This window comes from Pseudoalteromonas sp. ECSMB14103, from assembly GCF_000813065.1.
GTDB classification, from domain to species: domain Bacteria; phylum Pseudomonadota; class Gammaproteobacteria; order Enterobacterales; family Alteromonadaceae; genus Pseudoalteromonas; species Pseudoalteromonas marina.
The window spans coordinates 1-573 of sequence record NZ_JWGY01000026.1 but is presented as its reverse complement, the minus strand read 5'-3'; the positions used below and the strand labels follow the sequence as shown (position 1 = coordinate 573).

The window sequence follows — 573 nt, the reverse complement described above, 5'->3', positions numbered from 1 at the left end:
TTTACGGTATTCGGAGTTTGCAAAGGGTTGGTAAGTCGGGATGACCCCCTAGCCTTAACAGTGCTCTACCCCCGTAAGTATTCGTCCGAGGCTCTACCTAAATAGATTTCGGGGAGAACCAGCTATCTCCCGGTTTGATTAGCCTTTCACTCCTAGCCACAGGTCATCCCCTAACTTTTCAACGTTAGTGGGTTCGGTCCTCCAGTTGATGTTACTCAACCTTCAACCTGCCCATGGCTAGATCACCGGGTTTCGGGTCTATACCTTGCAACTATTCGCCCAGTTAAGACTCGGTTTCCCTACGGCTACCCTAATCGGTTAACCTCGCTACAAAATATAAGTCGCTGACCCATTATACAAAAGGTACGCAGTCACAGAACAAGTCTGCTCCTACTGCTTGTACGTACACGGTTTCAGGTTCTATTTCACTCCCCTCACAGGGGTTCTTTTCGCCTTTCCCTCACGGTACTGGTTCACTATCGGTCAGTTGGGAGTATTTAGCCTTAGATGATGGTCCACCTATATTCAGTCAAAGTTTCACGTGCTCCGACCTACTCGATTTCACTTAAAATG

1 rRNA gene is annotated in these 573 nt (G+C 47.8%); it reads right to left on the bottom strand.

Features of this window, described 5'->3' with window-relative positions:
• Window positions 1-573: ribosomal RNA gene (locus RF53_RS19060) — 23S ribosomal RNA — on the bottom strand; the annotation flags it as partial.